19 protein-coding genes and 1 tRNA gene are annotated in these 25541 nt (G+C 38.9%); 8 read left to right on the forward strand and 12 right to left on the reverse strand.

The window, feature by feature from the left end; genetic code table 11:
- The first annotated feature begins 136 nt into the window (after positions 1-136).
- The gene (locus ACPF7B_RS07395) at positions 137-2419 is read left to right on the forward strand and encodes a heavy metal translocating P-type ATPase (protein ID WP_490505177.1); all 2283 of its coding nucleotides are present in this window, start codon (positions 137-139) and stop codon (positions 2417-2419) included.
- A 147-nt stretch (positions 2420-2566) separates the two neighbouring features.
- On the opposite strand, the gene ACPF7B_RS07400 is transcribed toward ACPF7B_RS07395, so the two are convergent.
- From ACPF7B_RS07400 to ACPF7B_RS07415, 4 genes are all read right to left on the reverse strand, one after another.
- The gene (locus ACPF7B_RS07400) at positions 2567-2947 is read right to left on the reverse strand and encodes a YgiW/YdeI family stress tolerance OB fold protein (RefSeq protein WP_490505178.1); all 381 of its coding nucleotides are present in this window, start codon (positions 2945-2947) and stop codon (positions 2567-2569) included.
- 36 nt (positions 2948-2983) lie between these two features.
- Positions 2984-3427: a hypothetical protein gene (locus ACPF7B_RS07405; protein ID WP_490505179.1), complete on the reverse strand. Its 444-nt coding sequence runs from the start codon at positions 3425-3427 to the stop codon at positions 2984-2986.
- Positions 3428-3528: 101 nt separating this feature from the next.
- Positions 3529-4911 carry an ATP-binding protein gene (locus ACPF7B_RS07410; RefSeq protein ID WP_490505180.1) on the reverse strand — a complete coding sequence of 461 codons (1383 nt, stop codon included), beginning with the start codon at positions 4909-4911 and terminating at the stop codon, positions 3529-3531.
- 14 nt (positions 4912-4925) lie between these two features.
- Positions 4926-5582 carry a response regulator gene (locus ACPF7B_RS07415; RefSeq protein ID WP_490505181.1) on the reverse strand — a complete coding sequence of 219 codons (657 nt, stop codon included), beginning with the start codon at positions 5580-5582 and terminating at the stop codon, positions 4926-4928.
- A 181-nt stretch (positions 5583-5763) separates the two neighbouring features.
- Between ACPF7B_RS07415 and ACPF7B_RS07420 the strand changes: the two genes are divergently transcribed.
- Positions 5764-6201, forward strand: a complete 438-nt coding sequence (locus ACPF7B_RS07420; protein WP_490505182.1) for a PACE efflux transporter — start codon at positions 5764-5766, stop codon at positions 6199-6201.
- 1 nt (position 6202) lies between these two features.
- On the opposite strand, the gene ACPF7B_RS07425 is transcribed toward ACPF7B_RS07420, so the two are convergent.
- Together ACPF7B_RS07425 and ACPF7B_RS07430 are read right to left on the reverse strand one after the other, a co-directional pair.
- Entirely contained in the window at positions 6203-7534 is a 1332-nt protein-coding gene (locus tag ACPF7B_RS07425; protein ID WP_490505183.1) for a replication-associated recombination protein A, read from the reverse strand.
- Complete coding sequence (locus tag ACPF7B_RS07430; RefSeq protein ID WP_490505184.1) at positions 7534-8196, reverse strand: outer-membrane lipoprotein carrier protein LolA; 663 nt, start codon at positions 8194-8196, stop codon at positions 7534-7536. Before ACPF7B_RS07430 ends, ACPF7B_RS07425 begins: the two co-directional genes overlap by 1 nt.
- 329 nt (positions 8197-8525) lie before the next feature.
- Here ACPF7B_RS07430 and gltS point away from each other — a divergent pair, with 329 nt between their 5' ends.
- The gene (gene gltS / locus ACPF7B_RS07435; RefSeq protein WP_490506515.1) at positions 8526-9776 is read left to right on the forward strand and encodes a sodium/glutamate symporter; all 1251 of its coding nucleotides are present in this window, start codon (positions 8526-8528) and stop codon (positions 9774-9776) included.
- Between the two features lie 117 nt (positions 9777-9893).
- Here gltS and ACPF7B_RS07440 read toward each other — a convergent pair whose 3' ends face one another.
- Complete coding sequence (locus tag ACPF7B_RS07440) at positions 9894-10559, reverse strand: phosphoglycolate phosphatase (RefSeq protein ID WP_490505185.1); 666 nt, start codon at positions 10557-10559, stop codon at positions 9894-9896.
- Positions 10560-10831: 272 nt separating this feature from the next.
- Between ACPF7B_RS07440 and ACPF7B_RS07445 the strand changes: the two genes are divergently transcribed.
- The 3 genes from ACPF7B_RS07445 to ACPF7B_RS07455 all read left to right on the forward strand — a co-directional run bounded on the left by ACPF7B_RS07445 (position 10832) and on the right by ACPF7B_RS07455 (position 13164).
- On the forward strand, positions 10832-11167 hold the full coding sequence (locus ACPF7B_RS07445) for a zinc ribbon domain-containing protein YjdM (RefSeq protein ID WP_490505186.1): 336 nt from the start codon (positions 10832-10834) through the stop codon (positions 11165-11167).
- A 206-nt stretch (positions 11168-11373) separates the two neighbouring features.
- On the forward strand, positions 11374-12447 hold the full coding sequence (locus ACPF7B_RS07450; protein ID WP_490506516.1) for a zinc-dependent alcohol dehydrogenase family protein: 1074 nt from the start codon (positions 11374-11376) through the stop codon (positions 12445-12447).
- Positions 12448-12585: 138 nt separating this feature from the next.
- Complete coding sequence (locus ACPF7B_RS07455) at positions 12586-13164, forward strand: uracil-DNA glycosylase family protein (protein ID WP_490505187.1); 579 nt, start codon at positions 12586-12588, stop codon at positions 13162-13164.
- A gap of 105 nt (positions 13165-13269) precedes the next feature.
- Here ACPF7B_RS07455 and ACPF7B_RS07460 read toward each other — a convergent pair whose 3' ends face one another.
- Positions 13270-20259 carry an ESPR-type extended signal peptide-containing protein gene (locus ACPF7B_RS07460; RefSeq protein WP_490505188.1) on the reverse strand — a complete coding sequence of 2330 codons (6990 nt, stop codon included), beginning with the start codon at positions 20257-20259 and terminating at the stop codon, positions 13270-13272.
- Positions 20260-20733: 474 nt separating this feature from the next.
- On the opposite strand from ACPF7B_RS07460, the gene hflD reads away from it, so the two are divergent.
- The gene (gene hflD / locus ACPF7B_RS07465) at positions 20734-21336 is read left to right on the forward strand and encodes a high frequency lysogenization protein HflD (RefSeq protein ID WP_490505189.1); all 603 of its coding nucleotides are present in this window, start codon (positions 20734-20736) and stop codon (positions 21334-21336) included.
- A 50-nt stretch (positions 21337-21386) separates the two neighbouring features.
- Here the strand turns inward: hflD and ACPF7B_RS07470 are convergent, their stop codons facing one another.
- A complete protein-coding gene (locus ACPF7B_RS07470) occupies positions 21387-22358 on the reverse strand; it encodes a KamA family radical SAM protein (RefSeq protein ID WP_490505190.1) in 972 nt (323 codons plus the stop codon).
- Positions 22359-22411: 53 nt separating this feature from the next.
- Between ACPF7B_RS07470 and miaA the strand changes: the two genes are divergently transcribed.
- On the forward strand, positions 22412-23347 hold the full coding sequence (gene miaA / locus ACPF7B_RS07475; protein WP_490505191.1) for a tRNA (adenosine(37)-N6)-dimethylallyltransferase MiaA: 936 nt from the start codon (positions 22412-22414) through the stop codon (positions 23345-23347).
- A 50-nt stretch (positions 23348-23397) separates the two neighbouring features.
- Here the strand turns inward: miaA and ACPF7B_RS07480 are convergent, their stop codons facing one another.
- From ACPF7B_RS07480 to ACPF7B_RS07490, 3 genes are all read right to left on the reverse strand, one after another.
- Positions 23398-24354, reverse strand: a complete 957-nt coding sequence (locus ACPF7B_RS07480; RefSeq protein ID WP_490505192.1) for a TAXI family TRAP transporter solute-binding subunit — start codon at positions 24352-24354, stop codon at positions 23398-23400.
- Between the two features lie 86 nt (positions 24355-24440).
- Positions 24441-24517, reverse strand: a tRNA-Asn gene (locus ACPF7B_RS07485).
- A 67-nt stretch (positions 24518-24584) separates the two neighbouring features.
- On the reverse strand, positions 24585-25415 hold the full coding sequence (locus ACPF7B_RS07490; protein WP_490505193.1) for a transporter associated domain-containing protein: 831 nt from the start codon (positions 25413-25415) through the stop codon (positions 24585-24587).
- Positions 25416-25541 lie beyond the last annotated feature (126 nt).

Consider the following 25541-nt stretch of genomic DNA (forward strand, 5'->3'; position numbering starts at 1 on the left):
ACATACCCGAAATTTTCTTGACCTTATAGTTACTACAGGGTGTTTAATGATACCTATAAAATTGTTTTTTTACATAAATTAATTCCTCAATCAATTAAAAATAGATAGAACCCCCTACTCCGAGAAAGGTACTTATATGGTAAGCCACAATTTCGAAAACCATGCCCATGAAACAACTCTAAACGATTCAAGTTGCTGTAATGCTTCACATGAAGAGCATGAGCATCAAGAAACTGCCAATAAAATCAATTGCTGCTCTACTCAAATCGATGAGGAGAAAGTTTCTTCGAGTAATATTCCAAATGGCTACCGGCAAGATATCCTATATATAAAAGAGATGGATTGCCCAATGGAGTCAAAACTCATCGAGAAAGCACTCGCGAAGCAAGATAATATTTATGAACTGCGCTTTAATTATCTTAAACGCGAAGTTTACGTCATTCATAAAGGAAATATCACGAATTTTATTCCCAAAATTAAAGCTCTCAATATGTCGCCTATTTTAAAAAATGAACGCGGCCCACTAAATACCCCTCGCTCTTTTTATGAAAAATATGAAACTCCGCGATTAATTATTGCAGGACTTTCAGCAGTCATCTCAGAAACTATTCACTTTATGGATTGGCACCCTGCTCTCAGCGCGCTATTTGCATTTATCACTATTGGATTAGTCGGACTGACCACTTATAAAAAAGGTTGGATAGCCATTAAAAATAGAACACTCAACATCAATGCATTGATGAGTGTTGCAGTAACTGGCGCTATTTTACTAGGAATCTTTCCTGAAGCAGCAATGGTGATTTTCCTCTTTACGCTCTCAGAATTGATTGAGGCAAAATCGCTGACTAAAGCTCAAAATGCGGTTGAGAAATTACTGAAATTGACACCAGATAGCGCCAAAGTGCTCACTGACGAGCAAAAACCTGTGGAAAAAAATATCGAGGATATCCAAATTGATGAAATCATTCGCATTATGCCTGGAGAACGTCTGCCGCTTGATGGAATCATTATTCGCGGACATTCAAATTTTGACGAAGCCGCGATTACCGGAGAAAGTCTTCCTGTGGATAAGTCTGTGGAAGAGGCTGTGTATGCAGGGAGTATAAATCAGCAAAGTGAAATTGATTACCGCGTCACATCGACCGCTAACAACTCAACAATTGCCAAAATTATCCGTACCATCGAAGCAGCACAAGTTAAAAAAGCACCGGTGCAACGCTTCATCGATAAATTTGCAGCGGTCTACACACCAATTGTCTTTATCGTGGCAATATTAATAGCGCTTCTTTCTCCTATTGTTGGCGTTTCATGGTTTGATTCTATCTATAAAGCATTGGTGATTCTTATTATCGCATGCCCCTGTGCCTTGGTTATTTCAACGCCTGTTGCAGTTGTTAGTGCATTAACACAACTCGCTCGCCACGGTGTTTTGGTAAAAGGTGGGGAATTTATCGAAAAAGGAGCACACCTTACCCACATTGCTTTTGACAAAACCGGTACATTAACAGAGGGCAAACCACAATTAAATGAAGCATGGTTTGTGACTAATGATGTTGTAAGTGCTGAAAAAGAACTAATAACAGAACAATATGCGTTGAGTCTTGCTAACCGTTCTGACCATCCTATTTCTAAAGCAATTGTCGAGAGTTATAACGGTGAGCTTCTAGACGTTGAAAACTTTACCGCTATTCCCGGGCAAGGAACACAGGGCACAATTGGCACACACGTCTTATTACTAGGTAATCCTCTTTTAATGCATAATAACGGTATATCGCTAGAGATGATTAATGACAAACTCACAGAAATTGAGCGGATTGGCGCAAGCCTCTCGATATTCGCCCTTGATGGTGAAGTTCGTGCCATCTTTGCAGTGACAGACCCTGTAAAAACGAATGCCGCAGAGATTATTCAAGAATTAAAATCCCGAGGCATCATCTCGATGCTACTATCGGGTGATCATGCCGGTGCAGTTCATCATGTTGCAGGGCAAATTGGCATTGATGAAGTTCATGCAACACTAATGCCCGAAGGAAAACTCGCAATCCTCAATAGTCACCAGGAACATCATGCACAAGTTGGAATGATTGGCGACGGTATCAACGATGCACCCTCGCTTGCTCAAGCCGATGTCGGATTTGCAATGGCTGCTATTGGTAGTGATATTGCTATTGAAACAGCTGATGTGGCGCTGATGGATGATAATCTTGCCAAGATTCCGTACTTTATTGAAGTATCGCAAAAAACATTACGCCTCATTAAACAAAATATTGTGATAGCACTAGGGATAAAAGCAATCTTCTTTATTGCGATTTTCCTTGGTCACGAGAGTATGTGGGCAGCCGTATTTGCAGATGTTGGAGCCAGTCTTATTGTAATCTTCAATAGCCTTCGTATTCTAAAGCTTGATGCGACAAAATAACTGTTAATTTATTAACTGATTTTACAATCACCCATAAAAAATCCCCTTAAACAGACCATTTAAGAGGATTTCTTACAGAGCTTATTTAAAAATGGAGAGAGTTACAGAAGCATTATGGGATGCACCGTAACTCACTAGAGATAAAACTTATTTTTTAATAATATGTTTTACTTCGATATCTGCTGGGCGATGACGATGCTGATCTACTTCACCGTAGATGGTAACAGTGTCCGCTGGTGTCACTTGAAGACCATTCCAATCATCGTTATCAATCTCAATAATAATCTCTCCGGTAGTATCTCTAAAAAGATATTTTTCTCTGCCCACTTGTTCAATAATATTACCTTGCAATGTTACTCTTGAGTCATCTCGCATCGCTTGTACATCTCTCACTGCAACAATACCGCCAGTATTTGTTATTTGAGTATTTTGGGCGGGTATTGGAGGCGCCGCAGCTGGACCTGAAAATTGAGCAAATGCCATTGAAGAGCTTGCTAATAAGGCTGTTACTAAAAGTACTTTACGCATAATTTTCTCCTTTAAGAGATAAGTAATTGATAGAAATTATTCGGGTTTTGGGGCATCTTGAGGAATTGGCGCTTTCTCACCTCTTGGGCCATCTGCTTTCGGACCTTTTGGATGGTCGCCTTTAGGACCATGGGGACGCTCTCCTTTTGGACCTTTAGGATGATCACCTTTAGGACCATGAGGACGTTCTCCTTTTGGACCTTTAGGGTGGTCGCCTTTAGGGCCATGAGGACGTTCTCCTTTTGGGCCTTTAGGGTGGTCACCTTTAGGGCCTTTAGGACCTTCGCTTCTATCATGTTTTGGATCACCAGCTTTCGGTGGAACAGGTTTTCCCCCTTCAGGGCCTTTTGGCATTACCGCGGCTTCTTTTGCTGGTTTTGCTGCGGGATCAACATCAGCGGGTTTTGGTGGCTCTACAAATTGAGCCGAAGCAATTGATGTTGTTAAAGTTAACGCTGTTAATAAAACCAATTTACGCATTTCAATCTCCTTCTCTATACAAGATATAAAAAGTGCTTCTTCTTGATGCTTACTATTTAAACAGGTCAACCTTAAAGTTATCTTAAGTAATTATTTTTATTTCATATTTTTTTAAAGAAGAGAGAAACCTCTAATCCATCAATATCAGGAGTGGATCTTAAACGCATATCACCCTGATGCAATTCCACAATTTTCTTAACGATTGAAAGCCCCAAGCCACTTCCGGTCTCTTTTGTACCTAATACGCGATAAAAACGCTGTGTTAAACGTTCTAGCTCCTCTGGATTAACACCCTTACCATTATCTCGAATAACAATCACAATATAGGATGCTTGTTCTTTTGCGGTAAGCGTGATCGTTGAGCCCATAGGGGCATATTTACAGGCATTTCCTAAAATATTTTTAACAGCAATCAGTAACAGATCTCTATTTGCTAAAACTCTATAAGATGGAACGTTGTAATCAATCATCAAAGATTTACGAGTAATTTCGCCTTGAAAAAGATCAATAATTTCCTTGAAAAGTGCATCAATAGAGACTGGCTGGAGAGGCAGTTTTTCAGATGAGTGCATCGACATTGGATCTAAACGCGCAAGCAACAAAAGATGTTCTATTAAATGTGTTGCTCGACTGACATCCTGCTGCAGTGGTGCTAAATAGGATGCTAATTCAGGTTTCTCGCGCTGTAATAACTGTAATTTCATCTGAATAGCACTTAAAGGCGTACGTAACTCATGTGAAGCATCAGCAGTAAATTGACGCTCATGTTGACGTGCGACCTCCAAATTAATAAGTAACATATTTAATGAATCTTCAATCGCAATAATCTCTTTACCACGAGTTTTCACAGAGATTGGCATAAGATTTTTCGGGGAAAGTCGACTCAACTGTTGAGATATCGCTGTTAGTGGCTTTAGACCAAAAAAAACAATAAGAGCATTCAGAAACAGAGAAAGAACTAATCCAATAAGCCCCGATGAAATTAACTCTTCAGTGAGATCTTCTAAAAATTCATGACGCATCTTTACCGCATGCCCGACTTGGATCTCATAGGCAGAATGTTTTTTTTGTAACACAAAGATACGCCAAGGCTCCCCTTCAAAAAGAAGGTTAGTAAATCCTTTATGCGGTTTTGGTCCTTCTATAAAGGGCTCATTCGGAGCACGACTACTCTTCGCAATAACACGCCCTTTACTAATCACTTGGAAATAAAAATGGTCATCATCAAGGTCAACCCGTCCCCCAAAAACACGATGCTCGCGCATCGGGGGCGGCGCCTTTTCTACTAATTGAAAAAGCACTTGTGCCGAACGGACAAGCGCTTCATCCAAGACTCTCTTAGTCTGATTCCAACTAATGTACGTAGTAATCGCCAGGCTCATTCCCCACAGTATCAATGTTGAAAGAACAATACTGGTAATGAGCGTTCCTCTAAGAGAATAGCTTTTTCGTTCTACTTTTTCTTTCTTAAAAAAACGCTTCAAGTTACACCTTTCTCTTAATCGCTACTTAATGTATACCCTAATCCTCGACGCGTGCGGATAAAAGTACTACCCAATTTTTTACGAAGATGATGGATATGGACTTCTACGGCATTACTCTCAACCTCATTCCCCCAAGCATAAAGCTTATCTTCAAGCTCTTCTCGTGTAAAAATTCGAGTAGGATACTGCATTAATGTATGAAGTACAGCATATTCTTTCGCTGTCAGCACTATCGACTCATGATCTTTTTCGACCATCTTTGTTGCAGGATTCAGTGTGACATTATCATGCTCGAATACTGTTTCGACCTGCTGACTAATGCGTCGAGAGAGCGCACGAATACGTGCAGATAACTCTTCCAGATCAAAAGGCTTGACTAAATAATCATCCGCCCCTAAATCCAGCCCTTCAATACGATTGGCAATGCTATCCATTGCGGTAATCATAATAACCGGGAGCGACTTTTTCTGACTTCGAAACATCTTCAAAATCATATCCCCCGACAAGCCCGGTAGACCACGATCGAGTAAAAGACAATCGTAAGTGTCGATAGCAACATTTTTAGTATCACCACCATTTGTAAGCCAATCAACAACATACCCATCCATTTGAAGCCACTTTTGGATAGTCTCTCCCAACGATAAATCATCTTCAACTAATAAAATTTTCATCTTCACCCTAGCGTATTATTCTTAAGATAGCCTTAAATAGGCATGAGTTTTTTTGCTTAAAATCCCCAAAATTGTCAATATCTTATTGTGCTATTATAACGACTCTATGCTACTACAAAATAAACTTCAAAATCGAACTTGTGACAAAGGTTCGTTATTTTAATAATCTGTGGACTTTAATATGGCAGCTCTCTCTACTCGATCCCTTCCTGAACGCATCTTTCATGCTTGTCTATTTGAGTTTTTTGCAATTCTTTTTACTACGTTAATCGGCGTTTATCTATTGCATCAACCTATGACGGAAATGGGAATTGTCGCAATCCTTATCTCTCTTATGGCACTGTTGCTAAATATCGTCTTTAATTGGATTTTTGATAAGTTTTTTCCATTTGTGAATGGAGATCGCCCTGTCAAAATAAGGATATTACAAGCAATAGGCTTTGAAGGAACCCTGATTATTTTTACCGTTCCCATGATTGCTTTTGTCCTTAGAATTTCGATTATTGAAGCATTTATGATGGAGATCGGATTATTAATCTTCTTTCTCTTTTATACCTATCTCTATAATTGGAGTTACGATCACATTCGCAAACGCATTATCTCACGCCGGCAACAATAATTTATGAATGACTCTTGTTACGCGCGATATCATCAAGTGAATTAAGATATTGTAATTTTTCACCTATCTGCCGCTCTAAACCACGATCTGTCGGTTCATACCATTTCATCTCTTCCATCCCTTCCGGAAAATAGCACTCCCCTGCGGCATATGCACCAGGCTCATCATGCGCATAGCGATAATCACGTCCATGCCCCAACTCAGCCATCAATTTAGTGGGGGCATTTCGTAAATGAATCGGAACGGGACGCGTTTGGTCATTGACAACAAAAGCACGTGCTTTTTTAAAAGCCATATAGCCAGCATTTGATTTCGCCGCACACGCAAGATAGATTACCGCTTGAGCTAGTGCAAGTTCACCTTCTGGGGAGCCTAACCGCTCGTAAGTCGTCAGTGCATCCGTGGCAATTTGTGTTCCTCTTGGATCCGCAAGGCCAACATCTTCCCATGCAATCATTAAAATACGCCGACCAAGATAACGAGGATCAACTCCCCCTTCGAGCATTAATGTAAACCAATAGAGAGCAGCATCAGGGTCAGAACCTCGTATTGATTTATGAAGTGCTGATATTTGATCATAAAAATAATCACCGCCCTTATCAAACTTCTTCGGCTGTGTGGTTAAGATCGTTTCTACCAGTGATTTTTCAATCTGATATTGGGAATGAGTTTGTGCCACAATCAATAATTGCTGTAATAAGTTTAGCGAACGCCGACCATCACCGCCGGCATACTGAACCAATAGCGTTTTTGCCTCATCAGAGAGAGAATAATCTGGATAATATTGCGTAATTGCTCGCTCAATAAGCCCATCAATTGCACGATCATCAAGAGGTTTTAACACATAAACGAAGGCTCTTGAAAGTAATGCCTGATTAATTTCAAATGAGGGGTTTTCGGTCGTTGCACCAATAAAAGTCACCAATCCCGACTCTACAAATGGAAGCAATGCATCCTGCTGCCCTTTATTAAAACGATGTATCTCATCGATAAAAAGAATCGTCCGCCGACCTTGTAGACGATAACCTTCCGCCTCTTTGACCGCTTCACGAATCTCTTTCACTCCCGAAAACACCGCTGACAATGCGATAAATTCAGCATCAAATTCTTGTGCAACAAGATTCGCTAATGTTGTTTTACCAACGCCAGGTGGCCCCCAAAAAATCATTGAATGAGGAATACCACTCTTAAATGCTTCAAAAAGCGGTTTTCCTTCTCCGAGAAGATGCGATTGCCCGACAACTTCCTCAAGTACTTTCGGGCGAGCAAGATCCGCAAGTGGTGCAAACTTGAGGTTATTCTCTTCGACTAATCCCGAAAATAGATCTACCATTATTTTGTCTCGTCAATCACATCAACATCTTTAGGAATCGTAAAATCAAACATCTTCGGATCAATGTCACGATTTCCCGCAACTTTTTTCATCACAAATGAGATTTTTTGGCCAGTTACATCTTCCACTTCGAACGAGTAGATTTTACGGTTAGCAAATATCACTTGTATATCTTTCACCTCTAATCCTTCTTGGCTAGCTTTCGGAGTTAATAAATACTCCCGCTTTGGACGAATTGTTTGGATATCAAAACTTTCATCGAGTCGTTGATTACCAAGCAAAATCTTTAATACGGGATTATTAACCACTTCTTTCAATGGCTTAATAATAACCTGCATGAGATCGACATCATAGAACCAGAATTTCGAGCCATTACTAATCAAAATCTGATGATAGGGTTCTGTATAATCAAAGACAAATTTAGGCTCTAGTACCTTTGGTGAGCTATTAGAATCATCTTCTTCTGCCACTACCTTTTCGATAATTAAATGGCCAGAAGTTGTATCGGTTCGATCTTTAGTGATAATCTCTTGGGTAAAGTTTGCCTCAAGCGTACGAATTTTTTGGAAATAATCAACGATAAACTGTTGATCAGCAAACAAGTTTAGCGGCAAGAGCGAGAGTAGCGTAAGCGCTCCCCATCGGCTGATTTTTTTCATCATAGACGCGACCTTTTGGCAATTTTTAGTGTTGTTAAAGAGAATTAATTATAACAGATCCCCAATCTTTGGAGAACGATTCGCTAAATTTGTAAAACAGATGGCTATATTCATTCTCTTTCACAATACTCCAAAGCAGATGTTCAGTAAACATTGGGTATCTCTCGATGATATTCATCACTAAAAGATCATTTGTTTAAAACCAAACTGTTTATAGAGATGCGATCCATTTTTATAAAAAAATAAGTCTCTAAGCGAGACTTGCTGAAAAGCTAATAATTACAAATTATTCAATAATCATATAATTAGGAGTCTTTATGATAAGTTCAAATATGATATCGTTCGATGTCTACGGAACAATGGTTATGGCCTGCTTAACATTACTACTTGGCCGTGTCGTTGTTGCAAAAATCCCTCTGCTTGATCGATTTACGATTCCAAGTCCTGTTGCCGGCGGTTTAATCGTGGCATTTACTATTTTAATTTTAAAATCATACTTCGACTTTGAAGTGAAATTTGATACCGTTTTACAAACACCATTTATGCTGATGTTCTTTGCAACTGTTGGATTAAATGCTAACTTCAAAAGTCTTCTCTCCGGTGGATTGTCGCTTGTCATTTTCCTCATTGTGGTTATCCTTTTCTTGATTATCCAAAACGGCGTTGGAGTGGGTTTAGCATCGGCATTAGGTTTAGATCCATTAATGGGGCTTCTTGCAGGATCAGTCACGCTTTCTGGCGGACATGGAACGGGTGCCGCTTGGGGCGATGTCTTCTCAAAACAATACGGTTTTAATAATGCAACTGAAATTGCAATGGCATGCGCTACATTCGGCTTGGTTCTTGGTGGATTAGTCGGTGGACCGGTTGCTCGATTCCTACTTCGTAAACGTCAGCCTAAACTTGATAGCTCTATCTTTGATGATCCTAAACCCGACGAAGCATCGGATGATTCAACGGCGTTTGAACAACCTCGCGCAAGCCGCCGTATTACATCCCGTGCACTTTTAGAAACAATCACGATGATTGTCATTTCTATTACCCTCGGAACAATTATTTCCAACGTGCTCGCTGACACAAAATTCGCATTACCAACGTTTGTTTGCGTTTTATTTGTGGCAGTAATCATCAACAACGTTTTATCACTGATTAGTGATCAAATTATCTTTGAACGTTCGGTCTCTATTGTCGGTAATGTCTGTCTCTCTCTTTTTCTTGCGATGGCACTTATGAGCCTTAAACTGTGGGAGCTTAAATCACTTGCGGTACCAATGATTATTATTTTAGCGGTTCAAGCAAGCTTTATGGCACTCTACGCAATTTTCGTCACCTACAATGTTATGGGGCGTGGTATTGATGGTGCTGTATTTGCGGCTGGTCACTGTGGATTTGGATTAGGCGCAACACCAACTGCTATTGCAAATATGCAAGCAGTTACAGAACGTTTTGGTCCCTCGAAAAAAGCATTCCTTGTTGTTCCAATGGTGGGAGCTTTCTTTATTGATATCGTCAACGTCCTTGTCATTAAAGGGTTCTTAATGTTGCCGATCTTCCCATCGGTTACTCAAGCGATTGCAGGATAAACATACACATCGTGTTTATATAGCTTAAAGTAAAAATTTATTAAAAAATTAAACGCCTTGAATTTATTTCAAGGCGTTATCATATTAAATAAAGCATAAATTATATGCGTAAACAGGCTAATGAACGATCTTGAGTAACTCTACAAATTCATCTATCACAAATGTCGGACGCTCGGTAGCGATTGCCTCTCCGAAATTATAGCCATACGTTACACCAACCGTTTGCACCCCCGCACTTTTCGCTGACAGAATATCATTACGAGAATCACCCACAAAAATCAGTTCCTCTTGTAATAACCCCCAATATCCTAATGTCTGAAATATTGGTGCAGGATGCGGCTTGCGTGCAGCGACATCATCAGCGCCCAATACAAGAGTAAAAAATTGAGCAATCTGAAGGTCTTGTAATAAACGTGGTAAAAATTGACTCGGCTTATTCGTAATAAGTGCCAACTTGAAACCATCACTATGCAGCTTCTGTAATGTGTCATAAACACCTACATATAATTCACTTCCTTGCTCTAAAACTTCAGCATAAAACCGATTAAAAAGTACAAAGGCTTCCTCAAACTGCGATAAACCTTTCTCACCGGCAGTATATTGCAGCGCAGTTTCAACCAAATTCACCGCGCCATTCCCAATCCAAGTACTCACTTTTTGAATCCCAACAGCTTGATAACCAAGCGTTTTCAGCATTAGATCAACCGCATCAGCCAAACCTTGGCCACTATTGACCAATGTACCGTCTAAATCAAAAGCTACTGCTTTAAACTGTTTAACCACTATTAATCCTCTTCACTTTGATATTGAACAACAGAGGATCAATTCATATCCCCTTACAACATCATATATATTGTTCTTTTCCATATTACACTACAAGATCTATGGATCTCGAGAAATTACTAAACTCCATATAATTCTGCTGAAATAACAGCTATTTTGACATCTTTTTTACCAAAAACGATTTAACTCCTCGATTTTTAAACAATCTTTCGGTATATTGCCTCCTGTTAAAGTGATTTATATATTTTATTTGAATTTGGAGGTTCATAAACATGTCTGATTTCCCAGCCTGCCCTCAATGCACGATGACCAATACATATAGCGATACAGAATTTTATATCTGTCCAGATTGTGGCTATGAATGGTCGATGACAGAAGAAGCAGCTACTGATGAGGTTTTAACTGCTCGCGATGCTCATGGAACGATCCTTCAAGATGGTGATTCTGCAACCGTCATTAAAGATCTTAAAGTCCGTGGATCATCGATGGTTATTAAGCAAGGAACCATGGTCAAAGGTATTCGCATCATTGAAGGCGACCACAATATTGACTGTAAAGTGAATGGCTCAAGCATGCAGTTAAAATCTGAATTTATGAAAAAAGCATAATTCCTTTTTTCAATGATAAGCCTCGAAGATCTAGATATCTTCGAGGCTTTTTTATTTCTCTATTTTTTAGCGCCTTAAATATTTTCAAAATCAACGATTATATATTTATTTAAATAACTTATATTAATTGTTATTTTTTTAAAACTCCCCTACTATGAAAACTCCTCTTAATAATCTTTAAAGGAGTTTTCGGTATGAAAGAGACAATGAAAGCAATGGTTTATTATGGTGAGAATGATATTCGTTTTGAAGATCGCCCGACACCCAAAATTTTAGAACCTACCGATGCAATTATCAAACTCACAAAAACGACCATCTGTGGCACTGATCTTGGCATCATGAAAGGGAAAAATCCCGAGATCGAAACTGCTGCCAAAGAGAAAACTGGAGATTTCAATGGCCGTATTCTTGGACATGAAGGCATCGGGATTGTAGAAGAAATCGGCAGTTCGGTGAAAAAGTTTAAAAAAGGCGATAAAGTGATTATCTCGTGCGTTAGTCGCTGTGGAACTTGTGAAAACTGCCAAAAACAACTTAATGCTCACTGCATGAATGAGGGGGGTTGGATTATGGGCTATATGATCGATGGTACTCAAGCAGAATATGTTCGGACACCCTTTGCTGATACGTCGCTCTATCATATTCCTAAAGAACTTGATGAGGATATTGCGGTTCTTCTTTCTGATGCGCTCCCAACCTCTCATGAAATTGGTGTGCAATATGGCGATGTTCAGCCCGGCGATACTGTCGCAATTGTTGGAGCCGGCCCAATCGGAATGGCAGCGCTATTAACAGCCCAACTCTACTCACCAAGTGAGATCATTGTTGTGGATATGGATGAGAATCGTCTCAAAATGGCACTTGATATGGGAGCCACACAGATCGTGAATTCTGGTAAAGAAGATGCAATTGCGAAAATATTAGAACTCACAAATAATCGCGGTGTAGATTGTGCGATTGAGGCTGTTGGGATTCCGGCAACATGGAATGTATGTCAGCATGTTGTGAAAGAAGGCGGCAATATTGCAAACGTCGGTGTTCATGGTCAATCAGTGGATTTTGCCCTTGAAAAACTTTGGATCAAAAACCTTAAAATTACAACTGGTTTAGTCAATGCGAATACCACCGATATGTTGCTAAAAACTTGCTGCTCAGGGAAACTACCACTCGATAAAATGATTACTCATCATTTTAAATTTAATGAGCTTGAACACGCCTATAAAGTCTTTAAAAATGCTGCTGATGAAAAGGCAATGAAAGTCATCATTGATTATACATAATATTTATTTTCGAATAATAGCGCTTAAAATGTAGCAAAAAAGGGATCGAATATGATCCCCTTTTTTAATGATATATCCATTATTGACAGATATAAATAGCGGGAGCATATTAAAATAAAACGATTTTGGAGAAATATCATGGATGAATTTCAAAATATATTCAACAATATAAAAATGGATCCGATGAATCGCAAATATACAGAGAAATCGATTGATCCTCTTTACTCTGTAAATAAAAATGCGACCATTTTGCTTGTCGGTCAAGCTCCTGGTGCAAAAGCTGAGGCTTCAAAACTATTCTGTAATGATGCTAGTGGCGATCTACTACGGGATTGGCTATGTGTTTCACGAGAAACATTTTATAAATCAGATAAGTTTGCCATCTTACCAATGGATTTTTACTTTCCAGGAAAAGGAAAATCTGGCGATCTTGCTCCACGCAAAGCATTTGCAAAAAAATGGCACCCACAGCTATTAGCCTTAATGCCTAATATCGGGTTGACTGTTTTAATTGGTAGTTATGCCACACATCATTACCTCCATTTGCCTAACACAGTTCGCTTAACCGATATTGTGAAGGACTATCGCTCTTATCTTCCTACACAATTTCCGATTGTGCATCCCTCTCCTCGTAACAATATTTGGCAATCTAAAAATCCTTGGTTTAAAAAAGAGGTCATTCCCGCATTACAAAAACGGATAAAGCAACTTCTTTAGCTGTCACATCCTATTGCCATTTAATTATAAAAAATGCCCAAGCCATTGAACTTGAGCATTTTAATTTTATTGTAACTATCGAATCATCATTTGATGATGAGTACCTTAGAACTCAAACGCAACTCCTGCGCCTAAGCCCACTTTGTTTTGCGTATCATATGACATTTGCAGTCTATAATAAGTACGATCACTAATTTTCCCTTGGAAACCAAGTGAAATCGCACTCTCACCATCATAGTAACCGATACCCATACCGAATGAATATTTCGAGTATTCCACATACGGAATCGAACTCATCGCCATAGCTCCCGCGATACCGGCACTTGCCACTTTACGATTCTCATGGACTTTCTTCTCAATCGTATTCATACGAGTATTGTAGTGGTTCATAGTATAATTAATACTCTGAATCTCCTCTTTAACTGCATGAAGTTGACCTCCATTTACAGCCTCTGTCGATCCTTGACCAATATAACCATCTGCAACACCTGTCACTTTACGTGCTACATCACCATTAGCAAAATTCACAACAGTCGCATTATTATTCGAATTGACAACAATCGCATCCTTTTCTGATTTTTCACCATTAGCATCAAAAACAACCGCTTTGCCTGAGGTAAACATTTGATTTTCGTCTAAAGATTTAATTGCATCGTCGACCGAACCATATTTTCCTATTGCCGAATCCGAATTATATTTAAATGAATTCGTTTTGCTGTCATAAGTCGCTCCGCCACCAATCATATTACCAACGGCAGTACTATAATCAAAAAGCTGGCCGCCATTGATAGCGTCGGAAGAGCCTTCACTGATTGTACCGTCTTTTACACCTGTGAGGGTTCGGTCACCATCGGTACCTGAAATATTAAAGTCTTTGTTACCAGTAACACCTTGATCAAGCACTACGTTATCACCATCAACTTTAACAATACCAGAAGTACCTTTAGTTACACCTTCAACAATATCTACTATCGTATTATCTTTACCGTCACTATTTTTACCGAGATCAGGTTTAATCCAATTACCATCTTGGTCTGACGTACCCCCAATAATATCTTTGATACTAGAGATGTCATTAGTGTTTTTGTCTACACGGTTATCAAGATCTACGATTTGATCGTTGACATGATTAAATGCACCACCAATATTATCAACAGATGTTTCTTTACCATTTTTATCTGTAAAAGTATATGTTGGTTTTGTAATAGAGCCATCTTCTTTTACTCCCGCTCCACCACCTAATGCACTTGCGATACTCTCGCTGACTCCATGAAGCTGTGAACCGTTGATTGCATCCGAAGAACCTTTATTAATTGCACCATCTTTAACGCCCGTAATAGTACGATCAAAATCATTACCATCGTTATCTTTACCTGAAACATTCAGTACAGTATTATTATTATAATTGTTATTGATAACAATCTCGTTTGGATTGCCTTGACCACTACCTCCTAAAATAAAAATACCACTGGTCCCATCTGTAACTGACTTCAGTCCTGACTCAAGTCCATCGATTTTACTACTCACGTGATCAAAGGCTCCACCTATTGTATTAAATGTATTACCTTCACCAGAGAACTGATAGCTTGGACCCCTCCAAATGGGATTACCATTTTCATCTAAGACAATATCTCCTGTCTCAGGATCCTTCGCATAACCAGCATCACCGCCTAGAACCGATCCGATTTTCTCATTGGCACTATAAAGCTGAGACCCATTAATCGCATCTTTTGAATCAGCAGAAATTAAGCCTTCACTAACGCCGGTTAATTTACGAGTGACAGGTTCACCCTTATCATTAACGCCTGCGAAGTTAAATTCTGTAGCATCTTTTGCAACAGCATTATCAATTACAAGTTCTTTACCATTATCTGAGAGTTGAACTAGACCAAGCTTACCGCCGGATACTTTGCTATTGATATCATTAATACTATTCGTATTATCAGTGATCGCACCTGTAATTGTTTTACTGCTACCATCTTCATTTTTACCAAGATCAATAGTCCACTTACCATCTTCACCGACTTCACCGCCGATCACATCTTTAACATTCGTTACCTGGTCGTTCACATATTTTAAACCACCATCTACGGTTGTAACTGGAGCAGCACCTTCTTCAAGACCTAAAGTTTCGTTATAATTAGGGCCTGTCACTGTGCCATTATCATTAATTTTAGCTCCACCACCTAAGCCTGCAATAACAGGTTTCAACTGTGATACATTGACCGCATCTGCATCCGCAGTACCCGCTAAAATGCCTGTTAATTTACGACCACTTCCATTGCTATTGGCAAAATTAAAGACCGCACCATCAACACCCTCTACCTCATTATCAATAACAATCTGACCACTGGCACCAAGTTGAACTAAGCCAAGCTTACCGCCGGATACTTTGCTATTGATATCATTAATACTATTCGTATTATCAGTGATCGCACCTGTAATTGTTTTACTGCTACCATCTTCATTTTTACCAAGATCAATAGTCCACTTACCATCTTCACCGACTTCACCGCCGATCACATCTTTAACATTCGTTACCTGGTCGTTCACATATTTTAAACCACCATCTACGGTTGTAACTGGAGCAGCACCTTCTTCAAGACCTAAAGCTTCGTTATAATTAGGGCCTGTCACTGTGCCATTATCATCAATTTTAGCTCCACCACCTAAGCCTGCAATAACAGGTTTCAACTGTGATACATTGACCGCATCTGCATCCGCAGTACCCGCTAAAATGCCTGTTAATTTACGACCACTTCCATTGCTATTGGCAAAATTAAAGACCGCACCATCAACACCCTCTACCTCATTATCAATAACAATCTGACCACTGGCACCAAGTTGAACTAAGCCAAGCTTACCGCCGGATACTTTGCTATTGATATCATTAATACTATTCGTATTATCAGTGATCGCACCTGTAATTGTTTTACTGCTACCATCTTCATTTTTACCAAGATCAATAGTCCACTTACCATCTTCACCGACTTCACCGCCGATCACATCTTTAACATTCGTTACCTGGTCGTTCACATATTTCAAACCACCATCTACGGTTGTAACTGGAGCAGCACCTTCACCAAGACCTAAAGCTTCGTTATAATTAGGGCCTATTACTGTGCCATTATCATCAATTTTAGCTCCACCACCTAAGCCTGCAATAACAGGTTTCAATTGTGATACATTGACCGCATCTGCATCCGCAGTACCCGCTAAAATGCCTGTTAATTTACGACCACTTCCATTGCTACTATTTGATAAATCTAATACCGTTGCATTCACAGCTAACGTATTATCAACCACTAAGGATTTACCATCCGAAGATAACTGGATAACCCCTGATTTACCGCCACTTATATTGGTAATTTTATTGCCAAGATCCGTAATATTATTACTGTTCTCTGTAACCTTTGCATTCGTCGCAAATAGCTGTGAGCCATTGACTGCATCTGTTGAGTCAGCACTTAAAAGCCCTTCTGTAACGCCGGTTACCTTACGCGTGCTATTACCATTTGATAAATCTAATACCGTTGCTTTCTCACCTAACGTATTATCAACTACTAATGATGTACCATCAGAAGATAATTGGATAACCCCCGATTTACCATCAGTAATATTGGTGATTTTATCGCCAAGTTTAGTAATATTTCCCTCGTTAGTCGTAATTCGATCGCCAAGCTGAGTAATATTTCCTTCGTTAGTCGTAATTCGATCACCAAGGTTGGTAATATTTCCTTCGTTAGTCGTTACTCGCTTATCGAGGTTCGTAATATTGTTACTGTTCTCTGTAACCTTTGCATTCGTCGCAAATAGCTGTGAGCCATTGACTGCATCTGTTGAGTCAGCACTTAAAAGCCCTTCTGTAACGCCGGTTACCTTACGCGTGCTATTACCATTTGATAAATCTAATACCGTTGCTTTCTCACCTAACGTATTATCAACCACTAAGGATTTACCATCCGAAGATAACTGGATAACCCCCGATTTACCGCCACTTATATTGGTAATTTTATTGCCAAGATCCGTAATATTATTACTGTTCTCTGTAACCTTTGCGTTCGTCGCAAATAGCTGTGAGCCATTGACTGCATCTGTTGAGTCAGCACTTAAAAGCCCTTCCGTAACGCCGGTTACCTTACGCGTGCTATTACCATTTGATAAATCTAATACCGTTGCTTTCTCACCTAACGTATTATCAACCACTAAGGATTTACCATCCGAAGATAACTGGATAACCCCCGATTTACCATCAGTAATATTGGTGATTTTATCGCCAAGTTTAGTAATATTTCCCTCGTTAGTCGTAATTCGATCGCCAAGCTGAGTAATATTTCCTTCGTTAGTCGTTACTCGCTTATCGAGGTTCGTAATATTATTACTGTTCTCTGTAACCTTTGCATTCGTCGCAAATAGCTGTGAGCCATTGACTGCATCTGTTGAGTCAGCGCTTAAAAGCCCTTCTGTAACGCCGGTTACCTTACGCGTGCTATTACCATTTGATAAATCTAATACCGTTGCTTTCTCACCTAACGTATTATCAACTACTAATGATGTACCATCAGAAGATAATTGGATAACCCCCGATTTACCATCAGTAATATTGGTGATTTTATCGCCAAGTTTAGTAATATTTCCCTCGTTAGTCGTAATTCTATCGCCAAGCTGAGTAATATTTCCTTCGTTAGTCGTAATTCGATCACCAAGGTTGGTAATATTTCCTTCGTTAGTCGTTACTCGCTTATCGAGGTTCGTAATATTATTACTGTTCTCTGTAACCTTTGCATTCGTCGCAAATAGCTGTGAGCCATTGACTGCATCTGTTGAGTCAGCACTTAAAAGCCCTTCTGTAACGCCGGTTACCTTACGCGTACTATTACCATTTGATAAATCTAATACCGTTGCTTTCTCACCTAACGTATTATCAACTACTAATGATGTACCATCAGAAGATAATTGGATAACCCCCGATTTACCATCAGTAATATTGGTGATTTTATCGCCAAGTTTAGTAATATTTCCCTCGTTAGTCGTAATTCGATCGCCAAGCTGAGTAATATTTCCTTCGTTAGTCGTAATTCGATCACCAAGGTTGGTAATATTTCCTTCGTTAGTCGTTACTCGCTTATCGAGGTTCGTAATATTATTACTGTTCTCTGTAACCTTTGCATTCGTCGCAAATAGCTGTGAGCCATTGACTGCATCTGTTGAGTCAGCACTTAAAAGCCCTTCTGTAACGCCGGTTACCTTACGCGTGCTATTACCATTTGATAAATCTAATACCGTTGCTTTCTCACCTAACGTGTTATCAACTACTAATGATGTACCATCAGAAGATAATTGGATAACCCCCGATTTACCATCAGTAATATTGGTGATTTTATCGCCAAGCTTAGTAATATTTCCCTCGTTAGTCGTAATTCGATCACCAAGGTTGGTAATATTTCCTTCGTTAGTCGTTACTCGCTTATCGAGGTTCGTAATATTATTACTGTTCTCTGTAACCTTTGCATTCGTCGCAAATAGCTGTGAGCCATTGACTGCTTCTTTAGAATTTTCAGAAAGATCACCATTAGCAACATTAGAGATAACTTTGTTACCTGCATTAATGCCATTTTGTGTTACAGTTGGCCCATTTTTAATGACAAGACCTTCATCGCTAAATTGTGTAAGTATTTCGCCAGTTGTCTCATCAATGATATTGATACCACTATTATTTACTGTTGTATTACCTACTTTCAAAGAGCCTGCAGAGCTGAGATCGAGATCTTTCGCGAGCTTAACACTAATGTTACCCGTTGCACTATCTACATTAACCCCAATATTACCATCAACTAAAACTTTATCAGATGCTGCATTGCCTTTAAGGTTAATCGTATCGCCAAGTTTGAAGTTATGATTACCGCTATCACCTGCAAACGTTAAACCTTTTGCTATTTCAGTGGCGTTTTTATTAATATTTGTTGTATTTTGAGTGATTTGATCTCCAAAATCCTTCACACTCTCTTGTGCTTTAAGAACCTCTTCTTCATTTTTTGTAACACGCTCATTGGTAGCAAATAGCTGTGAGCCATTGACCGCCTCTTTCGAGCCAGAGGAAAGGTCTCCCTCTGATACCCATTCAATAACACGAGTATTTCCAGCACCACCTATTGCAAGCGAGTTGCTTTTCGTTGCTTGACTTCCAGCCCCTAACGCTACTGAGTTAGCGTACGTTACTTTAGCCCCTTGGCCAATCGCAATACTATTAAGTCCTTTCGCAGATGCATTAGTACCAATCGCGATAGCAGAATTAGCACCAGCAAAAGCATGATCACCAATAACAACTATCGCATCCCCCTGATACATCGTTTTTAAACTACCATCTCTACCGTCTCCAATAATAACCCCATTCTTTCCGCTGTACCACAATCCTTCGCCTAAAAGAACACTATTAGCCCCTGATGAATAGATATTCGAGCCCATAGCAATACCGTCCTCTCCAGTTACCGTATTCAAATAACCTATTGTAAGACCGTTAACACCGGACACTGTATTTTGACTTCCTAAAGCGGTAGCATATCTCCCCGAAACCGAGTTGGAGTACCCCACCGCAGTACCAAAATTAATATTTACTGTATTAAACCCCCCGACTGCCAAAGATGAACCCGAATTGTTCCCAATTGTATTTTTATTACCAACAGCCACTGCTCCTTGAGCTGAACTTGAAACTGTACTTTCTTTCCCAAGTGCAAGAGAATTTTCTGCATTAGCTTTAGACTGAGGGCCAGCCTCATAAGCATTTAACCCCAATCTAGGAGAAATAGCGTATAGTTCAGTTTCAAGTAACTCTTCAGAAGCCTCTTCATCAGATTTAACGTACAGGATAGATTTATCTTGTTTATTCACAAATAAAGATTCTTTTTCTGGTAAAGAATTAATTTGATCAGAACCTAATGCCGTGGCAGGGTAAGCGACTGCCAAAAGTAGCAACATGAAACCGTTAGAAACAGATAGTTTTTTACAGCTATTTTTGCCAGTGGCTTTTGCAAACTCAAAGGCTACAACATATGTTTTCTTTGCATAACTCCAAACAACACTATATATTCTGTTCATAATTTCTTCATCCTTACTGAATTGAAAATATATTTTTCTTGATCAAATATTAACAGGATACATGTAAATAAATTTATAAAACAATTCTTTTTTGGGAACAAATGATAAATATATTTATAATATATAAAAAATAAATAACCTACAATAAAAAACAGTTAATAATAAATATCATTAAAAATAACCGTTTACGCCAAAACTATGGCATTATCTACCAAATCATCAATAATTTATATATTAAAAATAATTATTCCTGAAGATCTGAAAACAGTATGATTATTCATAGAATAAATATTGTTTTTTAACAAAAAACGCCTTACTATTTATTAATTTATAAAAATTTACAAATTTAAAGGCTAGAAAAACGTTTTTATTTTAATACAGATTATTAATTAATATTATTTAAATATAAGAACATAGACAAAACTAATCAGTTTTTGATAGGCTGAATATTATTAAGGCATTAAGGAAATTAAGATGAACAAACATCAAGTCATCGCTCTAGCAGGAATTATTCAAGCAGCTGAAATAATCCACCAACTCGCAACAACCGGCAGTACTTCTCCTGCTATACGAAACCCCCTTATTCATAGCCTATTTATATTCAAGCCCGAAACTATCGACGAGGTTTATAATGGATCGCAAAATCTTTCCAGAGGGTTGCAAGCATTTGCACATGGATTAAAAGATGTTCCCAACCAATCTAAAATCTATTTTTACTCCATCATTTCTTTAGAGAAGTCCCTCAGCCAGAATCAAGATACTCTTACGACACTTGCCGCTGGATTAGAATCAATAGCAGAAAAATTAAAATATTTCGAGATCGATCATGAAAACATTATAGCGAGTATCGCTGATCTCTACACACAAACCTTAAGTAAGTTAACACCTAAAATCATGATTCGAGGAGATCAGAACCTCCTCACACAACCACCTATTACTAATGAAATACGAACCCTACTTCTAGCGGGCATTCGTTCTGCCATGCTCTGGCGCCAATATGGGGGAACTAAATTCTCAATCCTCTGGCCATGGAGCGGACTTCCTCAAACGGCACAACAAATTTTGCTAAATTTTTAAAACTTTAAAAATTTTCGATATTGATATTAATGAATCATTCTATTAGCAATTTAAGCAAGAACCTTTTTGCCTCCCCCTGCGGGAATTTCAAGAATTAAACGAGGAACACAAATACCAGAATTTTTTTCTCTTAATGAATTCACTAACTCTATCGCTCTTTCATTTTCTACGACAAAATGACTTGTACCACGGGCGAGATCCATTTGATGAAGATAGTAAGGCTTAACACCATTTTCAATAAATTTCCACATTAAATCTGTTAATGCTTGTTCGTTATCGTTAATATTTTTTAACATTACAGATTGTGATAACAGCAATACTCCACGCTTCCTCAATGCAAGCAAAACCTTTTCCGCTTCTTCAGTAAATTCCGCTGCATGATTTGCATGCACCACTAATACAAGGGATACCTTACGAGAATCAATAATCTTTTCAAAAAGAGAGAGATATTGCGTCGTAATTAACTTTGGAGAAACAATAGGAATGCGGCTATGAATCCGAATACTTTTAATATGCGAAATCGCTGCAATTCTTTCCAAAATATCACTCATTCTCCGCACAGAAAGAATTAGCGGATCACCACCTGTCAAAATCACTTCTTTTAATCTTTTTGTGACGCTAAAATAGTCGATTGCCGCATCAATCTCTTCTGGAGTAAGCATCTCTCCTTTATGCCCAATCATCTCCTTACGGAAGCAAAATCGGCAATAAACCTCACATAATTGAGTAATCTTTAAAAGCGCACGATCTTGATAACGATGAACGACTCCTGCCACCGGCATAAATCTGTGGTCACCAATAGGATCATCTAGCTCCTCTGGTAAAATCGTTGCCTCCAAAATAGAAGGTACAAATTGTCCTAACAGCGCCTTAACATCTTCACTATTTCGGTTTTGTAGCTGCATCTGGATTGTTGGGCTAATCTTGATCTGGAACTCAGATGCGACTTTTTCTATTTCAACGCTCTGCTTTACTAAATCTTCTATATATAAATCTTTAAGACTCGTCCAATATCGGCTCATTACGGTATACTATCCTTATTATCTGTTAATTAGGAAATTGTAAGGGATTATATATGAATAAGAGAGTCATTTGTTTAATGGGGCCCACAGCAACCGGTAAAACAGAGCTCGCATTACACCTTGCAGATAAACTCCCTATTGATATTATTTCTGTAGATTCGGCAATGATTTATCAAGGAATGAATATTGGCACCGCAAAACCTTCTACGGCAATTTTAGCAAAATATCCCCATCAATTGATCGATATTTGTAAGCCAACGGAGCGTTATTCCACTGCCGAATTTCGCCGAGACGCACTGCACGCAATTGAAGAGAGCTTTAAAAAAGGACGAGTTCCCTTATTGGTCGGCGGCACATTCCTCTATTTTCAATCTTTATTAGAGGGAATTTCCCCCATTCCATCGGTCAGCGACAAAGTGCTCGCTCAATTAACCCTCAAACTCGAAACAGAAGGTTCGCCGGCGCTGCATGAGGCGCTCCTCGCTGTTGACCCTGAAAGCGGTGCCCGTTTAAACCCTAATGATTCGCAACGGGTATTGAGAGCTCTCAGCGTTTACCATGAAACAGGAAAGCCCCTCACTTACTATTGGTCATTGCCGAAAAAATCGGGGATTCCATATCCTTTTATTAAAATTGCATTAGCCAATAATCAGGAAAAACACCGCAACGAGCAGATTGCTAAACGCTATCAGACCATGATTCAATCAGGGCTTGTCGATGAAGTTACACGTTTAAGAGAAGCGTTCCCAATGCTAAATCTCGACTATCCATCGATGCGTGCGGTAGGCTATCGGCAAATTTGGAATTATCTTGAAGGAGAAACAAGCCTTGAAGAAGCGGTTGAGCTTGCTATTATCGCAACCCGACAGTATGCTAAGCGCCAACGCACATGGCTACGACGCGAAAAGGATCTGCTCACTTTCGATATTCACGCACAAAAAGTTCATTGTGCTGTTACTAATTGTATTACGGAATTCCTTGCTCAATAAAACCACCATAAACCGACTTAAATTGATGGCAATTCATCGATATTACGCTTCTAATTTGTTATCCCTTCAGACTTATCTGCTTCAGAAGTCTCTGCAATTGTGAGTTTTTCAATCAACGCCTTCCCAACGTCATTCAATGGTGTTTGAATATTTTGTGCATTACGCATAATTGAGTGTTCAGTGATAGGGATTTGCCGATTATAAGCGAGCTCCTTCATAAAGCTCGTAATCAAACGATCGAGCTCTTCTTCTTGTAAACGATTATTCACCGCTAAGAGATAGCGTACGCTTAATGTTTCTATATTTTTATCTATTCGCCAATAATACTCCTTGGGAACGGATGTTTGATAAAAATAACGGTGCTTCTTAAAAAATTTCGTCGGCAAAAAATCAGCGACAGAGAGTGGCTTACCATCGCATAAAGTATTTAACTGTCGCACCACTCTATTTGGATGAGCACCCGTAATAAACACTACATTCAAATCATAACTGCAAAAACGTTCTACAAGATCACGATTTTTTGCTTTCATAATATTTAATTGATTCGCCTTTGCCCCTACGGCTTTTAATACATCATCTAATACTGATACCTGATAGATCTGATCAACTACTCCATAACGAAGCTCTTTACTAAATATACGCTTAGGATCTACATCTTCATGCGCCACAATTGTAAAAGATTGCTGATAAAGTGGTAAAACTAAAGAAAAATTGCTCGCGAGCGAATCATTAAAAAACTGTTCGGAGGTAATAATAAAATCGAACCCGGCAAGCTCTTCGTTCGTTAAAATTCCTTGATCAACATAGAGTTCTTTACAACGATGATAAGGATGAAGAACTTCATAACTGACACAAAGATGATCACTAATAGCCCGATCAAGTTCTGTTGGTGTTTGCCGCAAGATTTTTATCTCCCGACGTTCATCAGCAGCTAGCGGAGATAAACTCGATATAATCATACCCAAATAGAATAACCATTGATAGATGCCATTAAAGGGCTTTCTCATAATTTTTCTCTTCATTAATAATTCAAAAAAATAATTACGACAGAAACAAAAAAGCCTGAATCAGTGATTCAGGCTTTCGCTTAATTTGGCTCCTCGACCTGGGCTCGAACCAGGGACCCCTTGATTAACAGTCAAGTGCTACTACCAACTGAGCTATCGAGGAATTAAGGATTGCTATATTAATCGATGAACCTTACTCTGTCAAACCAATCTAGCAATCTGAAGAATAATTATTCACTTTTAAAGCTGAGTTCTACATTATTCAAATAGTTACCACTAAATGGAAGTACTTTAAAGCACATATCATCAATTTCTACAACATCATTTTCAGAAGGCAAACTCCCCGCAGTCATCATAATCAATCCGCTGAGAGTTTCAACATCTTCCTCTTCATAATTCCGATCAAAATATTGATTAAAGTCTTCTAGCGGAATCAATGCATTAATCAAATAAACATTATCCCCAACTACTTTCACTAACTCTTGAGGTTCTTCATGATGATCATGTTCATCATCTATATCACCGACAATCTGCTCTAATAGATCTTCAATAGTAATTAATCCAGAAACTGAACCAAACTCATCGACAACCAATGCCATATGGGTTCGTTTCATGCGAAAATCATTAATCAACGCAGTAACAAATTTTCCCTCTGGGACATACTCAACAGGACGAATGAGAGGATGAATATCAAGCGTACTTTGACCAATATAAGGGAGAAGGTCTTTTGAGAGTAATACACCGATGATCTCTTCATGATTTTCGGATAAAACAGGAAAACGGGAATGTCCTGAAGCAATAATTCGCTCCATAATCACTTCTGGTGCTTCATCAATGGCAATAGTAACCATTTTGGCACGCGGAATCATAATTTCACGCACAGTTTGGTTTGAGCCTGCAATAATGGCTCGAATCATCTCAGCGGAATCATCACTAATTAATCCTTGAGCACGGACTTCTTCGCAATCGTTAATCAGTGTTTCAACACTAATTTCTTTATGTTTATCGAATCCTAGTCGTTGCAACCAAGACTCGCCCTTCCTACTTCCTTCTTCTGACATTGCCTTACTTTTACCTCTTACAAGAACAAAATGATGTAATGCATAATTAAAGCTTGATTATACCGACATTTTTTAAAATGGTCGCCAGAAAATTACATTAAAGTTATATTTTTCATTAGTAAAAGT

The sequence above is a fragment of the Ignatzschineria sp. 22MB058224 genome, assembly GCF_058188435.1.

Coding starts and splice junctions, on each gene's coding strand:
- ACPF7B_RS07395 (WP_490505177.1), top strand. CDS start 137: ATGGTAAGCCACAATTTCGAAAACCATGCCCATGAAACAACTCTAAAC.
- ACPF7B_RS07400 (WP_490505178.1), bottom strand. CDS start 2,947: ATGCGTAAAGTACTTTTAGTAACAGCCTTATTAGCAAGCTCTTCAATG.
- ACPF7B_RS07405 (WP_490505179.1), bottom strand. CDS start 3,427: ATGCGTAAATTGGTTTTATTAACAGCGTTAACTTTAACAACATCAATT.
- ACPF7B_RS07415 (WP_490505181.1), bottom strand. CDS start 5,582: ATGAAAATTTTATTAGTTGAAGATGATTTATCGTTGGGAGAGACTATC.
- ACPF7B_RS07420 (WP_490505182.1), top strand. CDS start 5,764: ATGGCAGCTCTCTCTACTCGATCCCTTCCTGAACGCATCTTTCATGCT.
- ACPF7B_RS07425 (WP_490505183.1), bottom strand. CDS start 7,534: ATGGTAGATCTATTTTCGGGATTAGTCGAAGAGAATAACCTCAAGTTT.
- ACPF7B_RS07430 (WP_490505184.1), bottom strand. CDS start 8,196: ATGATGAAAAAAATCAGCCGATGGGGAGCGCTTACGCTACTCTCGCTC.
- gltS (WP_490506515.1), top strand. CDS start 8,526: ATGATATCGTTCGATGTCTACGGAACAATGGTTATGGCCTGCTTAACA.
- ACPF7B_RS07445 (WP_490505186.1), top strand. CDS start 10,832: ATGTCTGATTTCCCAGCCTGCCCTCAATGCACGATGACCAATACATAT.
- ACPF7B_RS07450 (WP_490506516.1), top strand. CDS start 11,374: ATGAAAGCAATGGTTTATTATGGTGAGAATGATATTCGTTTTGAAGAT.
- ACPF7B_RS07455 (WP_490505187.1), top strand. CDS start 12,586: ATGGATGAATTTCAAAATATATTCAACAATATAAAAATGGATCCGATG.
- ACPF7B_RS07460 (WP_490505188.1), bottom strand. CDS start 20,259: ATGAACAGAATATATAGTGTTGTTTGGAGTTATGCAAAGAAAACATAT.
- hflD (WP_490505189.1), top strand. CDS start 20,734: ATGAACAAACATCAAGTCATCGCTCTAGCAGGAATTATTCAAGCAGCT.
- ACPF7B_RS07470 (WP_490505190.1), bottom strand. CDS start 22,358: ATGAGCCGATATTGGACGAGTCTTAAAGATTTATATATAGAAGATTTA.
- miaA (WP_490505191.1), top strand. CDS start 22,412: ATGAATAAGAGAGTCATTTGTTTAATGGGGCCCACAGCAACCGGTAAA.
- ACPF7B_RS07480 (WP_490505192.1), bottom strand. CDS start 24,354: ATGAGAAAGCCCTTTAATGGCATCTATCAATGGTTATTCTATTTGGGT.
- ACPF7B_RS07490 (WP_490505193.1), bottom strand. CDS start 25,415: ATGTCAGAAGAAGGAAGTAGGAAGGGCGAGTCTTGGTTGCAACGACTA.